Source organism: Streptococcus agalactiae, assembly GCF_949788565.1.
GTDB classification, from domain to species: domain Bacteria; phylum Bacillota; class Bacilli; order Lactobacillales; family Streptococcaceae; genus Streptococcus; species Streptococcus agalactiae.
Genome location: NZ_OX460931.1, coordinates 1608711 through 1634321 on the forward strand (window position 1 = coordinate 1608711; position 25611 = coordinate 1634321).

At 34.8% G+C, this 25611-nt stretch carries 24 protein-coding genes and 2 pseudogenes; 4 read left to right on the top strand and 22 right to left on the bottom strand.

What is annotated here, in order from left to right:
- Positions 1 to 49: 49 nt before the first annotated feature.
- The gene (locus QOR44_RS08240; protein ID WP_000157947.1) at positions 50 to 1969 is read right to left on the bottom strand and encodes a sucrose-specific PTS transporter subunit IIBC; all 1920 of its coding nucleotides are present in this window, start codon (positions 1967 to 1969) and stop codon (positions 50 to 52) included.
- A 184-nt stretch (positions 1970 to 2153) separates the two neighbouring features.
- Here QOR44_RS08240 and QOR44_RS08245 point away from each other — a divergent pair, with 184 nt between their 5' ends.
- Together QOR44_RS08245 and QOR44_RS08250 are read left to right on the top strand one after the other, a co-directional pair.
- Positions 2154 to 3593, top strand: a complete 1440-nt coding sequence (locus tag QOR44_RS08245; RefSeq protein ID WP_001053052.1) for a sucrose-6-phosphate hydrolase — start codon at positions 2154 to 2156, stop codon at positions 3591 to 3593.
- A 1-nt stretch (position 3594) separates the two neighbouring features.
- Positions 3595 to 4557 carry a LacI family DNA-binding transcriptional regulator gene (locus tag QOR44_RS08250; RefSeq protein ID WP_000225972.1) on the top strand — a complete coding sequence of 321 codons (963 nt, stop codon included), beginning with the start codon at positions 3595 to 3597 and terminating at the stop codon, positions 4555 to 4557.
- A gap of 86 nt (positions 4558 to 4643) precedes the next feature.
- Here the strand turns inward: QOR44_RS08250 and nusB are convergent, their stop codons facing one another.
- The 18 genes and pseudogenes from nusB to rpsF form a co-directional block, all read right to left on the bottom strand.
- The gene (nusB, locus tag QOR44_RS08255; RefSeq protein ID WP_000204940.1) at positions 4644 to 5078 is read right to left on the bottom strand and encodes a transcription antitermination factor NusB; all 435 of its coding nucleotides are present in this window, start codon (positions 5076 to 5078) and stop codon (positions 4644 to 4646) included.
- A complete protein-coding gene (locus QOR44_RS08260; protein ID WP_000206139.1) occupies positions 5071 to 5460 on the bottom strand; it encodes an Asp23/Gls24 family envelope stress response protein in 390 nt (129 codons plus the stop codon). The genes nusB and QOR44_RS08260 overlap by 8 nt, the downstream gene beginning before the upstream one ends.
- An 88-nt stretch (positions 5461 to 5548) precedes the next feature.
- Complete coding sequence (gene efp, locus QOR44_RS08265; RefSeq protein ID WP_000568636.1) at positions 5549 to 6109, bottom strand: elongation factor P; 561 nt, start codon at positions 6107 to 6109, stop codon at positions 5549 to 5551.
- Between the two features lie 726 nt (positions 6110 to 6835).
- On the bottom strand, positions 6836 to 6958 hold the full coding sequence (locus QOR44_RS08270) for a hypothetical protein (RefSeq protein ID WP_016480118.1): 123 nt from the start codon (positions 6956 to 6958) through the stop codon (positions 6836 to 6838).
- Between the two features lie 76 nt (positions 6959 to 7034).
- On the bottom strand, positions 7035 to 7334 hold the full coding sequence (locus QOR44_RS08275) for a DUF4176 domain-containing protein (protein WP_000926392.1): 300 nt from the start codon (positions 7332 to 7334) through the stop codon (positions 7035 to 7037).
- A 428-nt stretch (positions 7335 to 7762) separates the two neighbouring features.
- Positions 7763 to 7994 (bottom strand): annotated as a pseudogene (locus QOR44_RS08280) (lipocalin/fatty-acid binding family protein).
- Between the two features lie 195 nt (positions 7995 to 8189).
- A complete protein-coding gene (locus tag QOR44_RS08285) occupies positions 8190 to 8627 on the bottom strand; it encodes a hypothetical protein (protein WP_161508543.1) in 438 nt (145 codons plus the stop codon).
- A gap of 324 nt (positions 8628 to 8951) precedes the next feature.
- Positions 8952 to 9184 (bottom strand): annotated as a pseudogene (locus QOR44_RS10320) (YhgE/Pip domain-containing protein); the annotation flags it as partial.
- A 42-nt stretch (positions 9185 to 9226) separates the two neighbouring features.
- Complete coding sequence (locus QOR44_RS08290) at positions 9227 to 9679, bottom strand: deoxycytidylate deaminase (protein ID WP_001081097.1); 453 nt, start codon at positions 9677 to 9679, stop codon at positions 9227 to 9229.
- Positions 9680 to 9690: 11 nt separating this feature from the next.
- On the bottom strand, positions 9691 to 10758 hold the full coding sequence (locus tag QOR44_RS08295; protein WP_000505336.1) for a M24 family metallopeptidase: 1068 nt from the start codon (positions 10756 to 10758) through the stop codon (positions 9691 to 9693).
- Between the two features lie 99 nt (positions 10759 to 10857).
- Positions 10858 to 11574: a DUF4811 domain-containing protein gene (locus tag QOR44_RS08300; RefSeq protein WP_000584726.1), complete on the bottom strand. Its 717-nt coding sequence runs from the start codon at positions 11572 to 11574 to the stop codon at positions 10858 to 10860.
- 1 nt (position 11575) lies between these two features.
- Complete coding sequence (locus QOR44_RS08305; RefSeq protein ID WP_017647044.1) at positions 11576 to 13075, bottom strand: MDR family MFS transporter; 1500 nt, start codon at positions 13073 to 13075, stop codon at positions 11576 to 11578.
- 335 nt (positions 13076 to 13410) lie between these two features.
- Complete coding sequence (uvrA, locus tag QOR44_RS08310; protein ID WP_001152951.1) at positions 13411 to 16239, bottom strand: excinuclease ABC subunit UvrA; 2829 nt, start codon at positions 16237 to 16239, stop codon at positions 13411 to 13413.
- A 131-nt stretch (positions 16240 to 16370) separates the two neighbouring features.
- Complete coding sequence (locus QOR44_RS08315) at positions 16371 to 17042, bottom strand: DUF1129 domain-containing protein (protein ID WP_000174846.1); 672 nt, start codon at positions 17040 to 17042, stop codon at positions 16371 to 16373.
- A gap of 24 nt (positions 17043 to 17066) precedes the next feature.
- Positions 17067 to 18011: a magnesium transporter CorA family protein gene (locus tag QOR44_RS08320; RefSeq protein WP_000812124.1), complete on the bottom strand. Its 945-nt coding sequence runs from the start codon at positions 18009 to 18011 to the stop codon at positions 17067 to 17069.
- 169 nt (positions 18012 to 18180) lie between these two features.
- Positions 18181 to 18420, bottom strand: a complete 240-nt coding sequence (gene rpsR / locus QOR44_RS08325) for a 30S ribosomal protein S18 (protein ID WP_000068665.1) — start codon at positions 18418 to 18420, stop codon at positions 18181 to 18183.
- 44 nt (positions 18421 to 18464) lie between these two features.
- Entirely contained in the window at positions 18465 to 18956 is a 492-nt protein-coding gene (locus QOR44_RS08330; RefSeq protein ID WP_000609584.1) for a single-stranded DNA-binding protein, read from the bottom strand.
- An 11-nt stretch (positions 18957 to 18967) separates the two neighbouring features.
- Positions 18968 to 19255 (bottom strand): 30S ribosomal protein S6, encoded by a 288-nt coding sequence (gene rpsF, locus QOR44_RS08335; protein ID WP_001151773.1) that lies wholly within the window; start codon positions 19253 to 19255, stop codon positions 18968 to 18970.
- Between the two features lie 1063 nt (positions 19256 to 20318).
- Between rpsF and mutY the strand changes: the two genes are divergently transcribed.
- Together mutY and QOR44_RS08345 are read left to right on the top strand one after the other, a co-directional pair.
- On the top strand, positions 20319 to 21473 hold the full coding sequence (gene mutY, locus QOR44_RS08340; RefSeq protein WP_161508544.1) for an A/G-specific adenine glycosylase: 1155 nt from the start codon (positions 20319 to 20321) through the stop codon (positions 21471 to 21473).
- 176 nt (positions 21474 to 21649) lie between these two features.
- On the top strand, positions 21650 to 22243 hold the full coding sequence (locus tag QOR44_RS08345) for a helix-turn-helix domain-containing protein (RefSeq protein ID WP_000402388.1): 594 nt from the start codon (positions 21650 to 21652) through the stop codon (positions 22241 to 22243).
- Positions 22244 to 22288: 45 nt separating this feature from the next.
- Here QOR44_RS08345 and trxA read toward each other — a convergent pair whose 3' ends face one another.
- The 3 genes from trxA to QOR44_RS08360 form a co-directional block, all read right to left on the bottom strand.
- Positions 22289 to 22621 carry a thioredoxin gene (gene trxA, locus QOR44_RS08350; protein WP_001932060.1) on the bottom strand — a complete coding sequence of 111 codons (333 nt, stop codon included), beginning with the start codon at positions 22619 to 22621 and terminating at the stop codon, positions 22289 to 22291.
- A 62-nt stretch (positions 22622 to 22683) separates the two neighbouring features.
- Positions 22684 to 23184: a phosphatase PAP2 family protein gene (locus QOR44_RS08355; RefSeq protein WP_000446807.1), complete on the bottom strand. Its 501-nt coding sequence runs from the start codon at positions 23182 to 23184 to the stop codon at positions 22684 to 22686.
- Between the two features lie 3 nt (positions 23185 to 23187).
- Positions 23188 to 25527 (bottom strand): endonuclease MutS2, encoded by a 2340-nt coding sequence (locus QOR44_RS08360; RefSeq protein WP_001060320.1) that lies wholly within the window; start codon positions 25525 to 25527, stop codon positions 23188 to 23190.
- Between the last annotated feature and the right edge of the window lie 84 nt (positions 25528 to 25611).

Sequence of the window (25611 nt, forward strand, 5' to 3'; positions counted from 1 at the left end):
TCTCTATCTCAAAGACAAAGGTTGGGATAATTATCCCAACCTTTAATCCTCACTTAACATCAATAATCATGTCACCTGTAGTAACAACACCCTCTTTTACCAATGGTATAACATCAGCAAAATCAGCTGTATTAGTCACAATAATCATAGCTGTATTATCCAGACCTGCTTCTGCAATCTTGGCTGAATCAAAGGTGCCAAGAATATCACCTTTTTTCACTTTTTGGTCTGCCTTTACTTTAGAAGTAAACCCTGTGCCATTCATGGTGACAGTATCAATACCTATATGAATCAAAATTTCTGCACCTTTATCTGATTTGATACCGTAAGCATGACCTGTTTCAAAAGCAATTTGGACAAAACCATCAACAGGTGAGTAAATTGTATTACCGCTTGGTTTAATAGCAAGGCCATCTCCCATAATACCTGATGAAAAGACTGGGTCACTTACTGTATCAAGAGCAATAACCTGTCCATCAAGAGGGCTAACAATCGTTTCTGCCCTTAATTGGCTAGTTTGAGTAATTGTTGGATTGTCATCTGTTTCTTCAACCAAAGGACTAACTTCAGCTACTACTTTTTCATCTTTATCTTCATATCCAAACATATAAGTTAATACAAAAGCCAAAGCCGTAGTTCCAATCACCATAATAAGGTACTTAACAATTTGACCATTTAAATAAAGTAATGTTCCTGGGATAATGGTAATACCAAAACCAGTTCCTGCTAATTTCAATATTGAAGCTAACCAGCCACCTGCTGCTCCTGCAATTAATCCCATAATAAATGGCTTACCAAAACGTAAGTTTACTCCAAATATAGCCGGTTCTGTAATACCAAGTCCAGCTGAAAGTGCTGCTGGAAAAGCAAGGGCTTTTAATTTTTTATTTTTTGTTTTAACACCAACTGCCAAAGTAGCACCTGCTTGTGCTGTCATAGCAGCTGTAATAATAGCATTAAATGGATCTTTCCCATCAGCAGCAATTAACTGAGCTTCAAGTAAATTAAAGATATGATGAACACCTGTAACAACGATTATCTGATGAACACCACCTAAAATAAGACCTGATAGGCCAAGAGGTAAATTAAGGACAAATTTTGTCCCTGCTAAAACATAGTTTTCAACTGAATGGAAAATAGGACCAATGACAAAAAGTGCTAAAATTGACATAACTGTAAAAGTTAGGAACGGCACTAATAGTAAATCAAGAACATCTGGGATTTTCTTATGCAACCATTTTTCAAGTTTAGCACCAAGTAAACCTACAAAGAATGCCGGCAATACTGAATTTTGATAACCAACTACTGGAATAAAGCCGAAAAATTTTATGGGATGGGCATCACCTGAGGCTACTGCCCAAGCGTTTGGAAGGGCAGAGTTGACCATCATCAATCCTAATACGAGACCGATAACAGGATTTCCACCAAAAACTCTAAAAGCTGACCAAGAAATCAAGGCAGGAAAAAAAGCAAAGGCCGTGTCAGTCAAAACGACAGTATAGGTATAAAAATTAGAACTTGAAAATGCTTTTGAAGTCGTCCCAAATAAAGCTAAAACTGTATCATTATTAATCGCACCGCGAATCCCCATAAATAAACCAGTAGCAACAATGGCTGGCAACAATGGAACAAAAACATCACCGAAAGTACGAATAGCTCGTTGAAAAGCATTCCCTTGTTTAGCCGCTTCTGCCTTTTGATCAGAGGTTGACGAAGTTGGCAAACCTTGAGCCACTACTTCATCATAAATCTTATTAACAGTACCAGTTCCAAAAATAATTTGATATTGACCTGAATTGAAAAATGCTCCCTGAACTTTTTCGATATTTTCAACAGTATTTTTATCAATGACTGTCTCATCTTTTACCATAACACGAAGACGAGTGGCACAGTGTGCTACGCTACGCACATTACTAGCACCACCAATCGCATTAATGACTTGTTTAGCAATTTCTGTATTTGAAGCCATCTATAAATCTCCTTTGATATTTTGAAAGCGTTTCATTTTATTTACTCTAATATTCTAGCACGTCTCATAAATATATGTCAAGCGTTTGACATAAAATAATATTTTTTGATATTAAGAGTTGATTTCAAAAGAGAAAACGTTTACTATATAGTTATTAGATATTAAGACAGTCAAGGAGTATCAAATGAATTTACCCACTGAAATCCGCTATCGTCCTTATGATGAATGGACTGAAGAAGATAAGGAAAATATTGTAAAGAATGTCTCAAAATCCCCTTGGAGAGCAACTTATCACTTAGAAGCTAAAACAGGGCTTTTAAATGACCCAAATGGCTTCTCTTACTTTAATGGAAAATTCCATCTTTTTTATCAAAATTGGCCCTTTGGAGCTGCACATGGTTTAAAACAATGGGTACATACAGAATCAGATGATTTAGTTCATTTCAAAGAAACAGGAATCAAGCTTAAACCTGACCATGTCAATGATAGCCATGGTGCATACTCCGGTTCTGCATTAGCCATTGACGATAAGCTTTTTCTTTTTTATACTGGTAATGTCCGTGACATGAAATGGAACCGTGACCCCCGCCAAATTGGAGCATGGATGACAAGTGATGGCAAGATTACAAAATTTGATAAAGTCCTTATTTCACAACCAAATGATGTTACTGAGCATTTTCGTGATCCTCAGATTTTCAATTATGATAATCAATTCTATGCTGTTATCGGGGCACAAAATAGTAAAAAATGCGGATTCATTAAATTATATAAAGCACTTAATAATGACATCCATCATTGGGAGTTTGTGGGAGATTTAGATTTTGGTGGTACTGGATCTGAGTATATGATTGAATGTCCAAATATTATTTTTGTCAAAGGAAAACCTGTATTACTTTATAGTCCTCAAGGACTAGATAAAAACGAATTGGACTACCAAAACATTTATCCAAATACCTACAAAATCGGACAATATTTCGATGCTAACTCATCTAAGATAGTTGAACCATCCCCTATCTATAATTTAGATTATGGTTTTGAAGCCTATGCTACTCAAGGATTTAACACTTCTGATGGTCGTGCCTTTATCGTGAGTTGGATAGGCTTGCCAGATATTGATTATCCTAGCGATCAATTTGATTATCAAGGAGCTATGAGTTTAGTTAAAGAGTTAAGTATAAAAAATGGGAACCTTTATCAATATCCCGTTCCTGCTATGAAAAATCTTCGTCAACATCAAGCAGAATTTAAAACACAACTTCAAACTAACAACACCTATGAATTAGAATTACTGGTTCCTAGAAATGATCTTTCTTCATTTATTCTCTTTGCTAATCCGAAAGGACAAGGACTATCCATTACTATTGATACTGCAAAGGGGAAAGTTATCGTTGACCGCTCACAAGCCGGACAGCAGTACGCCACAGAATTTGGTACTAGTCGCCAGTGTGACATTCCAAAAGATGCTACTAGTGTCAATATTTTTGTCGATAAGTCCATCTTTGAAATCTTTATAAATAAAGGAGAAAAAGTATTTACGGGACGAGTCTTTCCAGATGCAGAACAATCAGGAATTCAACTAAAAGAAGGACACGTTCATGGTAAATATTTTGAATTAAAATATTAATATGGTTGCAAAATTAACAGATGTTGCTGCACTTGCCGGTGTTAGCCCAACGACTGTATCACGCGTTATTAACAAAAAAGGCTATTTATCTCAAAAAACAGTCACCAAAGTCAATGAAGCCATGAGAACCCTTGGTTATAAACCTAATAATTTAGCACGTAGCTTACAGGGAAAGTCCGCTAAATTAATTGGACTCATTTTCCCCAACATCCGTAACATTTTTTACGCTGAATTAATTGAACACCTTGAAATTGAGTTGTTTAAGCATGGTTATAAAACTATCTTATGTAATAGTGAAAAGGATCCTATCAAAGAAAAAGAATACCTCGAAATGCTAGGAGCAAATCAAGTAGACGGTATCATTTCAAGTAGTCACAACCTAGGAATTGATGATTACGAGAAAGTTGAGGCTCCCATAGTAGCATTCGATAGAAATTTAGCTCCACACATCCCTATCGTCTCATCTGATAATTTCTTTGGAGGAAAAATGGCTGCTCAAACCCTTAAAAAACATGGCTGTCAAAAGATGATTATGATTACAGGGAATGATAATTCAGATTCTCCTACTGGACTTAGGCGGCTAGGTTTTTCCTATGAATCAAAGGAATCCAAAGTTATCACAGTCACAAATGGGCTATCTAACATGAGACGTGAGATGGAATTAAAATCAATTATCTCAACTCACAAACCAGATGGTATTTTTACATCAGACGACTTAACTGCTTTATTAGTAATCAAACTTATCAGCCAACTAGGGTTGTCCATTCCAGAAGATATCAAAGTGATTGGATATGATGGTACAAGTTTCATTCAAGATTACGTCCCACATCTAACCACTATTAAACAACCTATTCGAGAAATTGCGCAATTGATGGTTGAAATACTCCTAGCTAAGATTGAGGGGCAAAAGACAAATAAGGATTATATTTTACCAGTCAGTCTCATCCCTGGTAGTAGCGTTTAGGAAATCATATTTATAAAATAATTTTTAGCACCGATAGTTATTTTTCAAAGCAAATTAAAAATGTGGAAGAATCTTCTTCCACATTTTTAATTTTCATTTGTTATAAATTGGCTTAATAAACCATTGACAAATTTTGCTGACGTCTCATCTGAATATTTTTTAGCAATCTCGATAATCTCATTTAGAGCTACACGATCAGGCGTTTCATCAAAATATTTAATTTCATAGAGGCCTAAGCGTAAGAGAGATTTATCAACCAATGTTAGACGTTCTAAGCTCCATCCTGATTTTAAGTGACTAGAAATCAAAGTATCTAATTCATCTTTGTGATCTACAACACCATTAACAAGATTAAGTAAAAAGATTGGAACCTCTAAAACTTTGTCTTCAGATACTGTTTTATCATAACCATAAGCAAAGTGAGCCGCATCAATAAACTCTCCACCAGTTTCTAAGCTAAATAGTGTTTGAAAAGCACGTTCACGTAAATCACGTCTTGAATCTTTAAATACACTAGTCATCTAAGAAATCCTCATCAAACAATGACTTCAAGTCTGGTTTTGGTGTTTTCTCTGGAACAATACCTTCAACATGGATATTGACCGAAGAAATTTTTACTTCTGCCATGTCATATACAGCTGTTTTGACAGCTTGTTGAATAGCAATTGAAACTGCTGGTACATTTACACCATACTGCAAGTAAACATAAATATCTGCAGCTACTGTATCATCTTCTTCATTTTTAAGGTAGACACCTCTACCTAGAGATTTCTTACTAAGGCTATCCGTTACCGCTTTGTTACGTAACGAATGAACACCATCAACTTTAGTTGCAGCAATACCTGTAATTACCTCAAGTACACGTGGTGAAATGACAATTTCTCCAAGATTTTCAGTTGTCATAGCTTATCCTTTCTTTTAGTGTTTACTAAGGTTTTTCCTTAGTAGAGTAAATTCATCATGAATCTACTTAACACTTTTTTGAGAGTCATTAGGCGCGTGAAACGTAAGTTCCTTCTGCTGTATTGATTACTAACTTTTGTCCAGCTTCAATAAAGTCTGGAACGTTAACAACAAGTCCTGTTTCCATAGTTGCAGGTTTTCCTGAACCAGTTACAGTAGCACCTTTGATTGATGGTTGAGTTTCAGCAACTGTCAATTCAACAGTTGTTGGAATTTGAACACCAATAACTTCTGTTCCATAGAATTGAATTTTGACTTCTGAGTTTTCAAGAATGTAGAGTAATTCATTTTCAATGTTAACAGTTGGAATTTCATATTGATCGTAAGTTTCATTATTCATGAAGTAAGCTGTATCATCCATTTTATAAAGGTATTGAGCAGGTACAGTTTCAATAATAGCTTGCTCAAATTTTTCTTCAGGACGGTAACTTGTATCAAAAGTTGAACCAGTACGAACATCACGCAATTTCATACGCATGATTGTATTACCTTTACCTGGTTTGTGGTGGCTAGCTTCAAGAACACGGATTAATTTCCCATCAGCCGTTTCAAAAGTCATGCCTGCTTTAAGCTTACTTGCTTCAATCATTTATTAATACCTCTTTGTAAAAATTATTTATCAACTCATTTTATCACAAATAACCTGCTTTCTCAAATAGTTTATTGATTTGGTATGTGTCTGATTTCTTGATAAATAAATAAAATCACCAAGAGGGCGTAAATAAGACTGAAGCACTTGACACTTTCCTCTTACTTCAGTTTTGATAACAGTTTTAATATTATACCGATATCTTGACTAAAATTGAAAGACTGTTTAGGTGTTTTTAGTGACTTTTTAGTAAATTTTGATAAAGGTAGTAAACTATAGTTGTCTTATTGAAACAGATAAAATAAATCACCTACGGAGCTATTCGTATGAAAATGTAGCTATTCTCGATATAAGTTTTAGATACGAACTTAATTTGCTCTATTGAAGCTGTAAAGGAAATCAGGGGGTGTTGGTGGACGTGCGCTAAGCATTGGTACTGATTTTGATGATACCAATCTTGCTTACTACATCAGGTAGCTCTCTGTTTTAGTGCCATATGCAATTGGAATAAGAGCTGTCATTGGTATTGAAGGAGCTCTAGTCCACTGATCATTGAATTACTAATTTAGGAGGTGGAATAATGAATTTTAATATGTCTCATTATAGAAAGTTACAACTATGTCGTTTTCTAATCGTACAGATACCTGCGCTGGCTTTATTAGCTATTCTTTTATACGGGATTTTCCTAAAGTACAGTCTATTTTCAAAAGTATTTTTTCTTATCTTTTAGGGGTTGAAATAGTTATCAATTTTGGGAAGTACATACCAGTTTACACCAACCACAATTTGTCGAGTAAAGAATTGTAATTTAGTAAAGCCTTTTTCGTTTTCTTCTGATAAGTGTATCATGACATCTATCAATAGCATATTCACACTAGTAGCATATTGATTTGTTTTTGAGTAGAATTTACTTTTTAGATTATTTCTATTCTACACTAGTCTTTCCCTTTGGAAGATTCTTTCCCTCTTTATTTTTCCATTTTTCAATGAGACGAGAAACTCTTTCTTCCTCCTCATCATGGTAACCTTCAAAAACAACCTCATCAATATCTTCTTGATTAAAATAGTAAACTTGTTCAAGATTTAAACCCTCAGGAAAAATTCCACCTAGGTAATCAAAATAAACTTCTTGTCCTTCTTGCTCAACAATTGCACCTCTATTTACAATAACTAATTTTTGATTGCCATCAATAAGATAGACAACACTCCCTACTGGTAATAACATACTTCAGTTCTCCCCAATATAATAATTTTTCCCATTTAACGATGGTTGAAACTCAATGAACTTTATAAAAAATAAACTGTTTGAAAAAATAAATCCAAATAAAAATAAGTTTGAAAAGTTTTCGTCCCACAATGCCATTCCCCATAGAATGATATAAGAAATTATGATTGATAATATTACTATAAATGGGCTCTTCCATTTTTGATTATTATATTTCAAAAAACTAGATTTATATTTGGAAAGATCTAATGCTTTATTTCTCCGATTTAATATACATATAGCTAAAACAAGACTAAATATGCTCAATAAAATAAAAAGATAAAAATGTTCTAATATTAAATGCGATCTTGTTAAGTATGCAATATTTATATTTTTTGGAAAAATTGAGATATGAACTAAATAAAATAAAAATAAAATTGTAAAAGTTTTTAAAGATAAAGGCGACTTTTTTTGTTTACTAAAAAAAGTCTTATAATCCGCAGTCACATCATAAATTTGATATTTTTCTACTCTTTCTGGAAAAATACCTATAAAATAATCTTTTATATCACTAGGATTGGCATAATCAATAATGTAATAACGTCCACTAATACTAACTAGATAATATCTAAAATTAAGTTTTGCTACAAGCTCAACCCGTCTATAACTTTTTATTCCCATTAGTTCACGTACCTAACTATTTATTTTTGTAAAATGTTTACCAATATTGTTAATTACATTTCCTGTACTACTTATAACATTTCTAAATGATTTAGAATTATTATATAATGCTTTTACACCAATCGAAGCAACTGCTCCTATCACAGGTGCTATTTCAGTACCAATTGCTAATATCTTATTTAATCACAACTCCTTTTATATATTGGTTCCACTATTACTATTTTTTTCTAATTCGATCAATACCTTTTTTTTATAAGGTCTATATTCCAATATTAGTATTAGTACAGACACAAAAAGTATTCCCAAAATAATGAATAAATTGAAATCTAAAACTTGTAGAAATAATTTAAATAAAAGTAGGATACTAAAACTTAATATGAAAGAGATTGAAATTATTAATATATTATGTACTTTAGCATCTTTAATAAATTTTTTTAACTGTCCAGGGAAAATTTCTAGCTCTTCATAATCATTTTTTCTTCTCATCAATTTTACTGTAAATCCTGAAACTAGTATCAATAAAGATAAATATACAATAGAAAATAAAATTGAAAAACTTGAAATTTCTAGATTTTCACTTATACTTTGAATTATTTTTCCAATAATAGTTGAAATAATAGGAGTTAGTAGCATTATACCTGTGCTATTTTTTTTAGATTAGATTTATATAATTTTTTCGTTTTCATATCATAATAAACAGCATTATCATAAAACCATCCTAAATTAATAAGATTATTTGTTTCTATTTCCGTTTTCAAATCTTGCTCCTTAATTATATAAAGTACCTAAACTATTATTAGTTGAAATGGACTTACCAATATTTTTGATAGTTCCTTGTCCATATTGATGATATCATCTTTATAGTTATCATACACCCAATCAAATGCCATATTAGCATAAACTGGATTTACATCTATTGAGGTCAGCAACAATATCTTTTCTCTTTTTTGTAAATTATTTTTGCAATTCGAGATTCCCAGCAGTACTAATTTTAGATGTTGATAATAGAGGGATCAGCTGTTCTATTATCAACATCTAAAACTTTCTGTGAAAAATCATTAGGAATAATGACTATTAACTGGTGATCACCTTTTTAGGCCATTTTCAGCAGTCCCATAACTAACAATTGACCAATTTTGAGAATTATCTCGTTCAATATATTTAACATAACTGGCCCTTAGATTAAACGATAAAACCTTCAAGGAAGATAGGCATATACTCTATCTTCCTCTTTACTCTTCCATCCCTAGTGTTACCTCTGGAACATCATGTTGAACATAAGCAACTCCTTTTGCTTCCATGAGTTCAATAGCAAATGGGTGTGGGCGATAATTAGCTTTATAAGTAATTTTCTTAACCCCTGCTTGCAAGAGCGCCTTGGTGCAATTGATACAAGGAAAATGCGTCACATAAATTTCTGTATTATTAGTAGAAATACCTTCTTTAGCACACTGAATAAGGGCATTCATCTCAGCATGAACAGTTCTAATACAGTGACCATCTTCCATATAATGTCCCACTTCGTTACAGTTATCTGTCTCAGAGACTCCTCCGTTATAACCTGTAGCAATGATGCGATTATTTTTGACTAAAACAGCTCCAACAAAAGCACGGTCACAGGTAGAACGTTTAGAAATCAACTCTGCATTTGCCATAAAATAATCTTCCCAAGAAAGTCTATTCATTCTATTTTCCTTTAAAGTACAATTAATTCTTTAGGTGCAGATGTCAATACTTCGCAACCTGTTTCCGTTATTAATAAATCATCTTCAATACGAACACCGTATTTATTATCGAGATATATTCCTGGCTCGTCAGTCACTACCATCCCAGATGCAATCACTCCCTCTGACTTGCCAAAATAAGGAATTTCATGAACATCAAGCCCCATACCATGCCCTATACCGTGGGTAAAATGATTACCGTATCCAGAATTTTCAATGACTTGTCGCGCCAAGTAATCATAATCACAACGCTTCATTCCTGATTTTACATTATCAATAATAGCTTGATTACTTTTCAAAACGATATCGTAAATCTCGCGTTCCTGATCAGTGACATGACCGATATGAATCGTACGTGTCATATCACTAACATAGTGCTGATAGTAACAACCAAAATCTAAAGTCAGAGTTTCTCCCGATTGAATAGTCTTCTGACTCGCAGCCCCATGTGGCATCGCTGATCGATGTCCAGATGCTACAATAAAATCAAATGAAGGACCAGTTGCTCCTAATTCTCTCATGCGAAAGTCTAAAAAATTAGCAACTTGCAATTCAGTTGTTCGATCAGGTTTTATAAAATCCAACACATCTAAAAAAGCTTGGTCCGAAATACGACAGGCTTGACGGATGATCGCAAGTTCTGTTGCATCTTTAATCATACGTAACTTTTCAACAACAGATGGAGCTTCTATCAAGCGATAATCTTCAAAAACTTCCACCATATGTTTGTACATATGATAAGAGATATCAGTTTCAAAACCAATCGCCTTCAAGGCGTCATCGCGAATAATTTTCAAAATAGCCGCAAGTGGTTCTCTGCTAATGATAATATCAAACTCTCTTACAGTATTCTTTGCTATCAAGGCATATCGTGAATCTGTAACAAAAATCCGGTGTTTTGGACTAATGAGTACCGTTGCATTAGTTCCTGAAAAACCAGTCAAATAAAAAATATTTGTTAAATTTGTTATTAAGAGTGCGTCACATGATAATTGTGAAATTGCTGTTTGACATCTAGTTAGACGTTGTTCAAAACCCATAAGAAACCTCGCTATTCTAACCTTAATTAGGTTAATTTTATCATCTTTTAAAACATTTAGCTATAAGAAAAGCAACTCATTTCAGTTGCTTTTACTTCACTATTCTTTTATATTAAGAGCTTCTTTTAATGCTTTAACTTGCATCTCAGCATAAGCTTCTGGATTTGTCTTAGCTAATGCCTTTATCTCCATAGCTTTCACTGGGTTTACTTTTGCTTGCAAAGTCATCTGTTCTTTTAGTTTAGCCGCAGCCGATTCTAAGTGTTCAGACTGCTCTTTAGTCAAAACTAACCAAGTTTTTCGTGGTATTTTAGCAACTGATTTCTGAGAAATCAATTCTCCATTTTCACCTGCAAAGCCATAAAGTAGTTTCGAAAGACTATCTTTCCACACATAACGTTTAGTCTTTGTTGTTACTGTGGCTTTTTTCACATCAGCTAATTGGTAGCTAGCAGATTTTTTCACAGCACTTGTCACTTCTTTTGTATTTGGAACAAAGTGAGCTTTTGCTTCTTTTTGATTTAAATCTGTTCGATAAACTAAAACATTATTACTCGAATGAGTACCAATCTCTTTATAAATCATGAGACCAAATGGAGCGTTACTATCACCCGCACTATAAATCTCACGTGTCTTTGTCTTAGTTTCAATAGTCATACCTGTATGATTAACAAAGTGATCCGTTAACATCCAAACTGAGGCAAACAACAGAGCTAGTGAGAGAAAACCTAGAGTATACCGTAGAGCTTTTGGACGAATCAACATCCATGTGACAAATGTCAAAATAGTTGCCAGTGCAATAATCAAAATAATCATGCTATACCTCCTTTTCCGTCTCAATAATTTTCCCTTTTCTCAGGAAAAGAGATACCAGTAAACCAAGAACCGCAAATACAAAACCAATGGCAAAAGAAACATGGAAGCCATCAAGACTAGCATTCAACATCTGATTTGCATATTTTAAAGGATTCATTGTTAGCAAATCTTTTGATGGTTTATTGTTGGTGATAATATTTTGAGCAACACTTGAAAGCAATGCAACTACAACTGCTGAAGCAATTTGACGAGCAGTATTATTAGCTGCTGTTCCATGTGCGGCCTCATGTGGTGGAAGTGCGCTCATCGCACTTGCTGTCAATGGCATCATAACCATAGCAATACCAAACATACGTACTGCATATAAGAGGGTAATAAAATGATCTGGTGTTGTAGTCGTTAAGAAAACAAAAGGTAACGTCGCTACACCTAGTATTGTAAAACCAATCATAGCCATACGTCTTGCACCAACTTTATCATATACAGCTCCAGAAATTGGACTAACTATCCCCATCATCAAGGCACCTGGTAATAAAGCTAAACCAGAATCAAGTGCAGAGAGACCATGAACGTTTTGCAAGTAAAGCGGTAGCATCATTTCAACACCCATCATCGCCATCATTGAAAGTGCAATAGCTGCTGTTGTTACTGAGAATTGTTTATTTTTGAAAACACGGATATCTAAGAACGGTGTTTCTAGTTTTAATTGACGATGAATGAATAAGGCGATAAAAATAATACCAACCACAATAGGAGAAATAACATATCCAATATCTCCCCATCCATAAGTTGCCACATTTGTGAAGCCCCACAAAAAGCTACCAAAACCAATTATTGAAAGGATAAGGGAAGGCACTTCCAATTTAACTGACTTATTATCAACCACATCTTTTAGAACAAAGGGGGATAAAATTGTAGTGACCGTTAAAATTAGTAAAGGAAGAAGGAAAATTGCACGCCATGTCAAATCATGCCCTGCAAAATGAAATTCTTGTTTTAAAATCCACCCTGCTAATGTAGGTCCAATAGCTGGGGCAAGACCAACCACTAAACCATTAAGTCCCATAGCGGCACCACGCTGCTCTGGAGGAAAAACATTCACCATAACAACCTGCATCAAAGGCATAGAAATCCCTACAGAAATCGCTTGAATAATACGCCCTACTAAAAAAAGGTTCCAGTTAGATGTAGGTGCTAACGTTGTCATTAACAGTCCAATAAGTAAAACAACGTAGGATGTCACATACAACCATTTTGTTGAAAAACGTGTCGCTAAATAAGCTGAAACAGGAATCATAATCCCATTCGCTAATAAAAACCATGTTGTTGCTTGTTGAGCCGTTGACAACGAAATGTTAAAGCTATTCATCAAAGTTGGAATAGCCGTTCCCAAACTTGTCTGATTTAACACCCCTGCAAATGTAGCAATCAACAATAAGGTGATCATGGCTGTACGATTATATGGTTTGCCATGAATATCATGTTTTGCTTTTGTAGTCATTTTATCTCCAATCTCTATTTCTGATTTTAACTAATATCTTTTAAGAATAACAAATAGGTCTTATAAGGTTATTTTTTGATTTTTTAATCAAGAAAAAATATTATTTTCTGAAAAAATCATTATTTTAGTTATCGTGAGAACTATTTTATAATAGCTAAATTTTATTGTCAAGAAAAAGATTCTCATAGAAACTATTTTTTTCAAAACATCATTATTTCCTTTTTCTAAAATATCTCCCCACTATTTTTCCTAATAAAGCGTTCTCCATTTAATGACTTCTACGCAATGTTAGCTTACAAAAAGGAACTGAGTAATATTACTCAGCTCCCGATAAACTATCTTGCTAACTTCTCTTTTAAATAATATCCTGTATAGGATTTAGGATTTTCAGCAACTTCTTCTGGTGTTCCGATAGCTACAATTTGTCCGCCACCAATACCTCCTTCAGGGCCAAGATCAATAATGTGGTCAGCAGTTTTAATAACATCAAGGTTATGCTCAATAACAAGCACTGTATTACCATCATCTACAAAACGATCCAAAACCTTAAGTAAACGAGCAATATCATCTGCATGAAGCCCCGTTGTTGGTTCGTCTAATATATAAAGACTCTTACCTGTCGAACGCTTATGTAATTCACTTGCCAGCTTCATTCGCTGAGCTTCTCCTCCTGATAAGGTTGTAGCTGGTTGCCCCAAAGTGACATATCCCAAACCAACATCCTTAATAGTCTGTAACTTACGAGCAATTTTAGGAATAGCTGCAAAAAATGTAACTGCATCATTCACTGTCATATCAAGAATTTGTGCAATATTTTTTTCTTTGTAATGTACTTCCAGAGTCTCACTATTATAGCGCGTGCCATGGCATACTTCACAAGGAACGTAGACATCTGGTAAAAAATGCATCTCAATTTTGATGATACCATCGCCAGAACAAGACTCACAACGTCCACCTTTGACGTTAAATGAGAAGCGTCCTTTTTTATAACCTCGAATTTTTGCCTCATTAGTTTGAGCAAAAAGATCACGAATATCATCAAAAACACCTGTATAGGTTGCGGGATTAGAACGTGGAGTCCGACCAATTGGACTTTGGTCAATATCAATCAATCGATCAACATATTCAATGCCTTCTAAAGAAACATATTTACCTGGTTTATCTGAGTTACGGTTAAGCTTCTGCGCAACAGCTTTTTTCAAAATACTATTAATTAAGGTTGATTTTCCAGAACCTGAGACACCAGTTACGGCAATAAATTTACCGAGAGGGAACTTGACATCTAAATTTTGTAGGTTGTTTTCTGCCGCACCTTTGATTTCTAAAAAGCGACCATTGCCTACTCTTCGTTCAGATGGTACAGGAATCACTTTCTTACCTGACAAATATTGTCCTGTAATAGATTTAGTATTTTTAGCTACTTGCTTCGGTGTGCCAGAGGCCACAATCTCACCACCAAACGCACCAGCGCCAGGTCCCACATCGATTAACCAATCAGCTGCCATCATTGTATCTTCATCATGTTCAACAACAATAAGCGTATTACCCAAATCACGCATTTTCTTAAGACTATCAATCAAACGGTCATTGTCTCGCTGATGAAGTCCAATGGACGGTTCATCAAGTACATAAAGGACACCTGATAAATTAGACCCAATTTGAGTAGCCAAACGAATACGTTGACTCTCGCCCCCGGAAAGCGTTCCTGCAGAACGTGACAGATTTAAATAATTAAGCCCAACATTATTTAAGAAGCTTAGGCGGTCATGGATTTCTTTGATAATTGGTCGAGCAATTAATTGTTCATTTGAAGATAAACGCAACGTTTCTAAAAGTTCTAAATGGTCTGCTATCGATAAATCTGAGACTTGGCCAATATTAAGACCTTCTTCTCCCCCAACTCTTACGCAAAGTGCTTGATCATTTAGACGATAACCATGACAAGTGTTACATTTTAGCTCGTTCATATATTCTCGCATAACATTGCGTGTGTAATCGCTATTAGTTTCATGGTAACGACGATTAATATTATTGACAACCCCTTCAAAAGGCAAATCAATATTTCTCTCACCTCCAAAATCGTTAATATAATGGAAATGGAACTCTCGTTCGCCTGAACCATATAGAGCTAGATCCTTCTCCGCCTTGCTTAATTTTTCAAATGGCGTATCCATATCAACACCAAATTGAGTCATAGCTTGCTCTAGCATCGTTGGATAATAATTTGATGAAATTGGATTCCAAGGAACTAAGGCCCCTTCTCTAAGGGTCTTGCTTTTATCTGGAATAACCAAATCTATATCTACTTCTAACTTAATTCCTAAGCCATCACAGGTCGGACAAGAACCAAAGGGAGCATTAAAAGAAAAAAGGCGTGGCTCTAATTCAGGAACAGTAAAACCACATTCAGGACAAGAATAATGCTCTGAAAACAATAACTCATTGCCATCCATTGTATCAATAACGACATAACCATCCGACAAACGTAGAGCCGCTTCAACGGAATCAAATAAGCGGGAACGAATGCCCTCTTTATTAATTAATCGATCTACTACAATATCAATATTGTGCATCTTACTTTTTGATAATTCAGGCACTTCAGTAACATCGTAAATATCACCATCAATACGAACACGAACGTAACCATCTTTTTGTATTTTCTCAAATGTTGATTTGTGTTGTCCTTTTTTTCGACGTATAATTGGGGCTAAAATTTGCATCTTTGTTCGCTCTGGAAGCGCTAGTACCTTATCCACAATTTGCTCTACAGAAGATGCTGTGATGGCTCCGTGACCATTGATACAATATGGAGTTCCAACACGAGCATAAAGCAAACGTAAATAATCGTTAATTTCTGTTACAGTCCCAACAGTAGAGCGAGGATTCTTACTTGTTGTTTTCTGATCAATAGAAATAGCTGGACTAAGGCCATCAATAGAATCTACATCAGGCTTTTCCATATTTCCCAAAAATTGGCGCGCGTAAGCAGAAAGACTTTCAACGTAACGACGTTGTCCTTCTGCATAGATAGTGTCAAAGGCCAAACTAGACTTACCTGATCCTGATAGTCCCGTAACGACAACTAACTTGTCTCGTGGAATGTCGACACTTATATTTTTTAAATTGTGAGCTCTTGCTCCTCTTATCATTAATTTATCTTGCATAATGTTGTGCCTCAGCACTCCTTTTTGAATAGTGTTGACTTATTATATCAAATTTTAATAAAGTCAGTATTTTTTTAGTTTTAAATTTCATAGAAAAAAGAGATGAACTAATACGTTCATACTCTTTGTTATTATCTTCTTTGTTGTGGTGCCACTGGTGCCATTGAGCTTTGAATATTATATTTACGTTGTAAATAAAAGCGCAAACCAAACGATGCTAAAGCAATAATAAACAAAACAACCTCAGGAAGTTTAGGATTAATAGTTGCAGGTAGAAGAGGTACTACTGCAAATAAGGCAAACCAAACTAACATAACTAGTGCCAGTACTGCGAAAGATTTAAGCCAGCCTGGTCTTTCAGATTTTGGTTTACCCATATGGCGATAAATATAGTAATAAGTAACGTACATGGCCGCACCACCACCAAAACCAAGAGTTAAAATTGAAATAAGCCCTGTATTGACATTAGATTGACCAAATAGCAACATTAAACCATTCAAAGCAGTTACTAAGCCAAGAAATAGTAAGGAAGTATCTAACCACATCAACCAAGGATTGGTATTTTTTTGTACAGATACTCTAGCTTTATCCTCAGGTCGCTCAGTGAATGAGGCTGCCCAAGTAGTTGGTGCTCCTAAGAGTGAGCGTGCGGTAATTCCTTTTTTCTGATTATCTATAATCTCTGGGAGATGTTCTTCTAAAATAGCTTTGATTTCTGCATCTGATTTTCCATCAGCTAAAAGTTGATTAGTTGCAATATGAACAAACTCTTGATTCTTTTTAGTTAAGTCTTGTAAAGTCATGTGAACTCCTTGATTAATATACTATTAAAACCATTTTTTACGAATAAAATAAAATACAACAAATGAACTCATCAAAAAGGCCAAAAGAACAACATAGATAAAGCCATGTGCGAGACCATTCAAAGGCATCCAATTATTTTGAAAGTTCATCCCATACGCCGAAAAAATAACCGTTGGAATATCCAATGTCATGGTTACTAGGGCTAAGGTTTTCATAATGGTATTCTGATTATTACCGATGATTGAAGCAGTCGTTTCTGTCATGGCATTTAAGACATTTTCATAGATATTTGCCATTTCAATAGCCTGCTGAGTTTCGATCAATGTATCTTCAAGCAGATCTTCATCTTCAATGTATTTTTTTAAACTACTGGTACTACTGGTCAATTTTTTGACGATTCGCTCATTAAATTTTAAAGAGGCCTTTAGATAGACAATAGATTTTTCCAATTCCATCATGTCGATCAATTGCTCATTTCGAGTTGCACTCTCTAGTTGTGCTTCAATTTTATCGCTCTGCCTATCGATAGTACGCAAAGCCTGTAAGTATAATTCGGCATTGCGATAAAGCAATTGGAAAACAAAACGTGTCTTCATAAAGGTATAAAAATTTTTGACACGTCGTCTATAAAAGTGATCAAACAGCGTCAAATGTTCTAGGCAAGTAGTAATAACAGCGTTGTCAGTAACGATAATGCCCATAGGAATAGTCATATAATAACTTTTGTTATTGCGTTCTTCATAGGTAGGAACGTCAACAATAACTAAAGTATAATCATCTTCAACCGAGATACGGGAAGTTTCTTCCACATCGAGGGGAGCACGTAAATCATCAATATCAATACCAAATTGATTAGCTACTTGTTCGGATTCTTCCTGGGAGGGATTAACCAGATTTATCCAAGCACCTGGCTCGAATGTTTCAATTTCTTTAAATTCAATTGCCGTTGAAAGAAACATTTGCTTCATGGCGATTCCTCCTTTGTTATAAAAAATCCATACCTTAGTATTATACAGGAAAACCATTTGTTTTGCACGGTTAATACGGTGGTATCCTAAATTTTTCTATTATTTGACTCGTAAATACCAATAATAATGGTAAAAAGAATAAAAAAATAGCCGCTAGGGCTATTTTATATTAATCTTCATTTACGTAAGGCATAAGAGCCATAACACGAGCACGTTTGATTGCTGTTGTTACTTTACGTTGGTTTTTAGCTGAAGTTCCTGTTACACGACGTGGTAAAATTTTTCCACGTTCTGAAACGAAACGGCTAAGAAGCTCTGTATCTTTGTAATCAACATATTCAATCTTGTTAGCTGCGATATAATCAACTTTTTTACGGCGTTTGAATCCGCCACGACGTTGTTGAGCCATGTTTATTTCTCCTTTATAGTTTTAAATTCTGTCCATCTATTATATTAGAATGGTAGATCATCATCTGAAATATCCATTGGATTTGAGTTACCAAACGGACTCTCATCACGACTAAAATTAGGTGTTTGTTGAGAAGGAGCTGAATAACTATTATTTGACGGAGCATTGTTATAGCCACCGTTATTATAAGAGTTAGGTGAACCACCTTCTCGTGTAGCACGACTTTCCAATAATTGGAAACTTTCCGCAACAACTTCTGTTACATAGACACGTTGACCTTGTTGGTTTTCATAATTACGTGTTTGGATACGACCTGTAATTCCAACCAAAGCACCTTTTTTTGCCCAGTTAGCCAAGTTTTCAGCTTGTTGGCGCCAAATAACACAGTTAATAAAATCAGCCTCACGTTCGCCAGATTGATTTTTAAAATTACGATTAACTGCAAGTGAAAAAGTGGCTACCGCTTGATTACTTGGTGTATAACGAAGTTCTGCATCACGGGTCATGCGACCTACAAGTACTACATTATTAATCATAAACTACCTTCTTAGTCTACTTTAACGATCATGTGACGAAGAATGTCACCGTTGATTTTTGAAAGACGATCAAACTCATTAAGAGCTACTGCATCTTCAGCTTCAACGTTAACGATATGGTAAAGTCCTTCAGTGAAATCTTGGATTTCGTATGCAAGACGACGTTTTTCCCAATCTTTTGATTCAACAACAGTTGCACCGTTGTCAGATAAGATAGAATCAAAACGTGCTACCAAAGCGTTTTTAGCTTCTTCCTCAATGTTTGGACGAATAATATAAAGAATTTCGTATTTAGCCATTGATATGTTCCTCCTTTTGGTCTAATGACTCATGAATTTTTCATGAGTAAGTGAGGTTATGCTCACAAGATATTATTATAGTAGAAATAAGTTAATAATGCAAGGTTTTTATGTTTTTATTTCCCTGATATCATTTAAAGACATTTTTTATTTTTCTTTATTGAAATATGCCTTATATCAAACCTATGTAGCCATTTTCTTTTACTGACTTATGTTCAATCCCCATTCTATAATTCAATTAAAAAATAAAAAGGCGAGGTTTACACCTCACCTTCAACATATTATTTAAAGAATTCTTTATTGGTTTAAGTTTTCGTTGGAGAAAAATTCAGTGTCTCCGATTTTATATTTTTAAATATTAAAATACTATTTAGGGAGTCCCTCTTTATTTTTTATTACCTTTGGTAACACCAAAACATACACGAACTTTTATTCATATGTGTTACCATTTTACATCTTTCATATTGAGATATTTGATTAGCAATACCTCCTTGACTAACAAAAATTACTAACACATCTAGGGGTATACCCTAGTTTATATTTGTTCATGATTACCTCAAGCGAGCATGCGCTAATGGTAATGAACTATTACCACATTGTCTGTCTTCCTTAAATTATATAAGGACTTATGTGTCACCGTTACTGTAGCGACCTACATCTAAACCTAACATAAGTGCCCCTCCAACTATTTCTAGGAAATGAAGAAAACTTCAAATCCTTGTGACTGTTTGCAACATCAATGCATTGATAACAATTTTAGCGTATCGCCATTCTTATAGCGACCCATATTAAAAATTAACATAAGCGCTACCTCCATTAACTAAAGTTAGCTTGCCTACCAATCTTTCTTTTGGAGACTAGTCTCCATTCTTATACCTAGAGATATTGTAATAGATCATGGATAACCTCCTTGATTTAAACTTTATCTTTATAATTTAATTATAGTGTAAACGCTTCCTTAAGTCAAGAAAAAAATATTGATGCAACATTTTTCTTCATCATTAATTACGATCTAGTCAACATACCTCTTTGTCAAATCCTCTTTCTTTGATACAATTAATCTATGATAGATTTAAAAGACTATGGAATTGAGATGTGGCCTAAAGATAGAATCGCTTCTTTTCGTCGCACACTTTTAGGGTGGTATGACCAAGAAAAACGTGATCTCCCTTGGCGAAGAACTACTAATCCATACTATATTTGGGTTTCTGAAATCATGTTGCAACAAACACAAGTTAATACGGTAATCCCTTATTATAAACGTTTTCTAGAGTGGTTTCCTCAAATAAAAGATTTGGCAGACGCTCCTGAAGAACAATTACTAAAGGCATGGGAGGGACTAGGCTATTATTCTCGGGTGCGTAATATGCAAAAGGCTGCACAGCAAGTGATGGTTGATTTTGGTGGCATATTTCCTCACACTTATGATGATATTGCTTCATTAAAAGGGATTGGTCCTTATACTGCAGGTGCTATCGCCAGCATCTCATTCAACTTACCAGAGCCTGCCGTTGATGGCAATGTGATGCGTGTCATGGCTCGTTTGTTTGAAGTTAATTATGACATCGGTGACCCTAAAAATCGTAAAATTTTTCAAGCTATTATGGAAATACTAATTGACCCTGACAGACCCGGTGATTTTAACCAAGCACTTATGGATCTGGGTACAGACATCGAATCCGCTAAGACACCTAGACCTGATGAAAGCCCTATTCGTTTCTTTAATGCTGCTTATTTGAATGGTACTTATGGTAAATATCCCATAAAAAATCCTAAGAAAAAGCCTAAACTAATGCGAATTCAGGCTTTTGTCATTCGTAACCAAAATGGCCAATATCTACTGGAGAAAAATACTAAAGGGAGACTTCTAGGAGGGTTTTGGTCATTTCCTATTATCGAAACGTCACCTCTTTCTCAACAATTAGATTTATTTGATGACAATCAATCCAACCCCATAATCTGGCAAACCCAAAATGAAACTTTCCAAAGAGAATATCAATTAAAGCCCCAATGGACTGATAATCACTTTCCAAATATTAAGCACACTTTTAGTCACCAGAAGTGGACAATAGAACTCATAGAGGGGGTGGTCAAAGCAACAGATTTACCTAATGCTCCTCACCTAAAGTGGGTAGCAATTGAGGACTTTTCTCTGTATCCCTTTGCAACACCACAAAAGAAAATGCTAGAGACCTACTTAAAACATAAAAATGCTTAATCACAAGTGAACTATGACGGTTCACTTTTTGTTTACAATTCCTTTACGTCGCTGTAAAGTTTTCCTCAGATTATCTTTTAATACCCTATAAATAGTGGTCTATCCCTAATGTCAAATACATTTGATAGACCCGTTAGCTTATCATCCTTATACTAATATTATGAAAGGAGATATTTATGGAAATTGGTCAGCAAATTATTCGCTACCGTAAACAACAAGCGCTCTCGCAAGAAGAATTAGCCGAGAAAGTCTATGTAAGCCGTCAGAGCATATCTAACTGGGAAAATGACAAAACCTACCCAGACATCCATAGCCTCTTACTCCTAAGTCAATTTTTTCAAGTGAGCTTAGACCAACTAATTAAAGGAGACATTGAGAAAATGAAATATACCATCACTCAGGTTGATAAAAAGAATTTTGAACGAGATACCAAAGTAATGGTAACATTGATGATACTATTAATGATTTCAAGTTATCCATTAGTCTATTTCTTAGAGTGGCTAGGACTTGGCATTTTTGTTTTATTATCGATAATTACTATGACTTATGCTAATCGTGTGGAACGTTTTAAGAAAAAATATGATGTGCAAACTTATAAGGAAATCCTAGCTGTTTCAAGTGGAAAATTATTAGACGAAATCGAAAAACGGGAAGAAAGAGCAAAACTTCCTTATCAGAAACCCCTTATTGTCACTGTATTTTTCCTCATTACTGTTGCCACCTTTTTTGCAAGTCGTTTTATTTTTACATGGTTATTCCATTTAAGTTAGTAGATAATAAAATAAAGCTCAGCGTGACACTGGGCTTTATTTTATTTAACTCAATTCAGCAATAATAGCTTTCAGTTGGTCTTTAGTATGAACACCTGCAACTTGTTTAACCACTTCTCCGTCTTTTTTAAACATCAATGTTGGAATTGACATAATACCAAACTGACGGGCAGTTTCCGGATTTTCATCAACATCCATTTTCAAAATTTTGAGTTCATCTTCATCGATTTCTTGAGATAACTGTTCTAAGATTGGTGCTTGCATACGACATGGACCACACCAAGTTGCCCAAAAATCAATGAGTACTAAACCTTCTTTAGTTTCTTCTACAAATGTAGCATCTGTTACTTCTAATGCCATCTTTTTTCTCCATTTCATCTTAATGATAAGCCTATTGTACAAGAATTTAGTTGTTTTTGAAACTATTTGCTACGAACTCGCTAAATAAATAAACAAAGCCCTAAAATCAAGCCAATAAGGTAACCTACAATAACATCCTTAGGATAGTGAATACCTGCTATCACACGGCAAATTGCCAATAGAACCGATAATATTAAACAAACTATTCCAAAGTAAACATAATATCGTAACAAACACATACTAATCATCGTAGCTGAAAAAACATGTCTGCTAGGCATTGACCTTCCCTCAGTATCCTTATAAATTAAAGGTTTAATATTCCATTTTTCATATGGTCGTGGAAAATCAAGGCGTTTCCTAATGCAAGACAAAGCTATAAAGCCAACAGCAGGGATAATTAATAGCCTTAACCATAATTGAAATGTCATCCCTTGCCAAAGAGTAAATATCAGAAAAGATGGATAGAGTATGTACATCATTCCTGTGACTATTTTTAGTAAAAAATTTAAAAGAATTATTAACTGTGGTTTTTTTCTAAAAGGTTGAGATAGTTTGGCATAAAATTGTTCATATGATTCCATAATTTACCCTAACGTTACAATTGTGGCGCCAGATCCCCCTGCATTTTGTGGGGCATAAGCAAAATGTTTAACGTGCTTATTACGACGAAGATATTTTGTCACTCCCTCACGGATAACGCCTGTACCAATACCATGAATGATATCAACTTGTCCCATATTGTTAAGCAATGCTTGATCAATAAAATTATCTAACTCTTGCATAGCTTCTTCGTATCTTTTACCTCTAAGATCAAGTCGAGCTCTTGGTCCAGAACTATCAGCCTTTTTAACCACATTAATCTGTTTACTTTTGATTTTCTGTTCTTCTTGGACTCTAACGAGGGTAAATTCATCTTGTGTTAATGTCATTTTGATAATTCCCACTTGTGCTTCCCAACGTCCATCTTTTAATTGACTAGTTAAGGTACCTCGCTGTCCATAGCTAGTCACTATAATATCATCACCAATTCTAGGGGCACGAGCTGCTTTGATTTTTTTAGCCTTATTTAAGACTTTATTTTTTGATAAATCAACTTGAGGTGCTAATTTTTTTATTTGTGCCTTAGCATCTATAATTTCGTGAGGTTTTAATTGGCTCTTATCATTGAGTTTTTTTAAGATAGCATCACTCTCATTCAAAGCCATATCTACAATTTCTTGAGCTTCTTGATAGATTTTTTCTAACTCTTTATCGCGCTCATGCGAAAATTCATTATAGAGTTTCTTAACCGCACGATTGAATTTGAGGTTTTCTTGTTCAACTTCTTTAATATGATCCAGTCTTCTACGTGTCTCAAGTGTCTGTGCCTCTAACTGTTCAATAATACGGTTAACATCTGAGTCAGAATCTGTCATCTGCTTAGCTTGTTTAACAATAAATGGAGCTAAACCAAGGCGAGAAGCAATTTCAAATGCATTTGATCGTCCAGGAACTCCTTGCATAAAGCGATACGTAGGGCTAAGCGTTTCGGCATCAAATTCCATGCTCGCATTCTCTACAAAATTTGTCTCAATCCCATAAGCTTTTAATTCTGGATAGTGTGTGGTCGCCATCGTTTTGATATTACTTAACCTAAGATGTTCTAAAATAGCCATAGCCAAACTAGCACCTTCTTGAGGATCCGTTCCTGCTCCCAGTTCATCGAAGAGAACTAAACTATTGTGGTCAGCCTCGTTTAAAATACTAACTATGTGCGTCATATGACTAGAAAAAGTTGATAGACTTTGTTCAATAGATTGCTCATCGCCAATATCTGCAAAGATATTGTTAAATACTGCAATTTTACTACCTTTATCCGCTAATACTGGCAAACCAGACTGTCCCATTAATTGTGCTAAACCGAGTGTTTTTAGCATAATCGTCTTACCACCAGTATTGGGACCAGTGATGACAATTGCAGTTAAATCTTGATCAAAATGTAAGTCATTAGCCACAGGGTTACTTAACAGAGGATGACGAACATTGATTAGTGCTAACGTGCTGTCATTAGAAATCTCAGGTATCGTCGCCTTATTATCAGACATAAAAAGATATTTAGCCCTTACAAAATCAAGATGCCCAAGAATCCATGCATTATTTCTAATAGTGGCGACATGGGGTCTTAACAAGTCTGAAAATGCGTGTAAAATACGACTTTCTTCATGACGTTCGTCAGCTCTAAGCTGCGTTATCTCTTCGTTTAGTGTAACTACAGCACGAGGCTCAATATAAACAGTACTTCCTGAAGAAGAGATGTCATGAACCACACCAGAAATACGATTCCGATAAGTGTTTTTTACTGGTAGGACACTTCGTCCACTACGACTAGCGATTAGATTCTCTGATAAAAGCTCTGCTTTTTCCTTAAGCATATCCTGTAAAATCTGACGAACCCGTCGTTCACTGTTTGTTAATTGACGACGGATACGCTCTAATTCTGGACTCGCAAAATGTTCTAAAAAACCACCATCATTGATAGCTTGAAAAGACCCTTGCAGATTAGGGAATTGTTCCAAATTTTCAAACAAACGATCCAAAGATTGGAAAGAAACATTATCCAAATCAGAATAAAAGTGAATCATATCCGAAGAACTCTGTAAAACTTTTTTGATAGCCAAAAGTTCTTGAATATTAAGATCAGCTGAAAGCTCTAAGCGTTTTAAACTCTCAGAGATTGAACTTAGGCTGACTATGCCAAATGAGTGATGTTCAACAAAAATCTGTTCCATGTCAGAAATTTCATTAAAACTTTTTTCTATTTTAGGAGCCTCCGTCATCGGCTCCAGCTCTGATAATTCTTCTTGTGATTGTTCTGTCTTGAGATAAGGTAATATCAATTCCTTAACTTTGTTAAATTCTAACTGTTCTAAAATCTTGTTATTCATACTCTTCATTATACCTAAATTTATCACAAAATGACAACGTTAAAAAGGTTGGAACTCTTACTCCAACCTTACTAAACATTATAT

Bases quoted from the DNA above. Each gene is read 5' to 3' on its own strand.
- nusB (WP_000204940.1), bottom strand. From the start codon at position 5,078: ATGACTAGTGTATTTAAAGATTCAAGACGTGATTTACGTGAACGTGCT.
- QOR44_RS08355 (WP_000446807.1), bottom strand. From the start codon at position 23,184: ATGGAATCATATGAACAATTTTATGCCAAACTATCTCAACCTTTTAGA.
- QOR44_RS08285 (WP_161508543.1), bottom strand. From the start codon at position 8,627: ATGCTACTAACTCCTATTATTTCAACTATTATTGGAAAAATAATTCAA.
- rpsF (WP_001151773.1), bottom strand. From the start codon at position 19,255: ATGGCTAAATACGAAATTCTTTATATTATTCGTCCAAACATTGAGGAA.
- QOR44_RS08260 (WP_000206139.1), bottom strand. From the start codon at position 5,460: ATGACAACTGAAAATCTTGGAGAAATTGTCATTTCACCACGTGTACTT.
- efp (WP_000568636.1), bottom strand. From the start codon at position 6,109: ATGATTGAAGCAAGTAAGCTTAAAGCAGGCATGACTTTTGAAACGGCT.
- QOR44_RS08330 (WP_000609584.1), bottom strand. From the start codon at position 18,956: ATGATTAATAATGTAGTACTTGTAGGTCGCATGACCCGTGATGCAGAA.
- uvrA (WP_001152951.1), bottom strand. From the start codon at position 16,239: ATGCAAGATAAATTAATGATAAGAGGAGCAAGAGCTCACAATTTAAAA.
- QOR44_RS08270 (WP_016480118.1), bottom strand. From the start codon at position 6,958: ATGATACACTTATCAGAAGAAAACGAAAAAGGCTTTACTAAATTACAA.
- QOR44_RS08305 (WP_017647044.1), bottom strand. From the start codon at position 13,075: ATGACTACAAAAGCAAAACATGATATTCATGGCAAACCATATAATCGT.
- QOR44_RS08360 (WP_001060320.1), bottom strand. From the start codon at position 25,527: ATGAATAACAAGATTTTAGAACAGTTAGAATTTAACAAAGTTAAGGAA.
- QOR44_RS08295 (WP_000505336.1), bottom strand. From the start codon at position 10,758: ATGGGTTTTGAACAACGTCTAACTAGATGTCAAACAGCAATTTCACAA.
- trxA (WP_001932060.1), bottom strand. From the start codon at position 22,621: ATGAAATGGAGAAAAAAGATGGCATTAGAAGTAACAGATGCTACATTT.
- QOR44_RS08300 (WP_000584726.1), bottom strand. From the start codon at position 11,574: ATGATTATTTTGATTATTGCACTGGCAACTATTTTGACATTTGTCACA.
- QOR44_RS08320 (WP_000812124.1), bottom strand. From the start codon at position 18,011: ATGAAGCAAATGTTTCTTTCAACGGCAATTGAATTTAAAGAAATTGAA.
- rpsR (WP_000068665.1), bottom strand. From the start codon at position 18,420: ATGGCTCAACAACGTCGTGGCGGATTCAAACGCCGTAAAAAAGTTGAT.
- QOR44_RS08290 (WP_001081097.1), bottom strand. From the start codon at position 9,679: ATGAATAGACTTTCTTGGGAAGATTATTTTATGGCAAATGCAGAGTTG.
- mutY (WP_161508544.1), top strand. From the start codon at position 20,319: ATGATAGATTTAAAAGACTATGGAATTGAGATGTGGCCTAAAGATAGA.
- QOR44_RS08250 (WP_000225972.1), top strand. From the start codon at position 3,595: ATGGTTGCAAAATTAACAGATGTTGCTGCACTTGCCGGTGTTAGCCCA.
- QOR44_RS08245 (WP_001053052.1), top strand. From the start codon at position 2,154: ATGAATTTACCCACTGAAATCCGCTATCGTCCTTATGATGAATGGACT.
- QOR44_RS08315 (WP_000174846.1), bottom strand. From the start codon at position 17,042: ATGACTTTACAAGACTTAACTAAAAAGAATCAAGAGTTTGTTCATATT.
- QOR44_RS08240 (WP_000157947.1), bottom strand. From the start codon at position 1,969: ATGGCTTCAAATACAGAAATTGCTAAACAAGTCATTAATGCGATTGGT.
- QOR44_RS08275 (WP_000926392.1), bottom strand. From the start codon at position 7,334: ATGTTATTACCAGTAGGGAGTGTTGTCTATCTTATTGATGGCAATCAA.
- QOR44_RS08345 (WP_000402388.1), top strand. From the start codon at position 21,650: ATGGAAATTGGTCAGCAAATTATTCGCTACCGTAAACAACAAGCGCTC.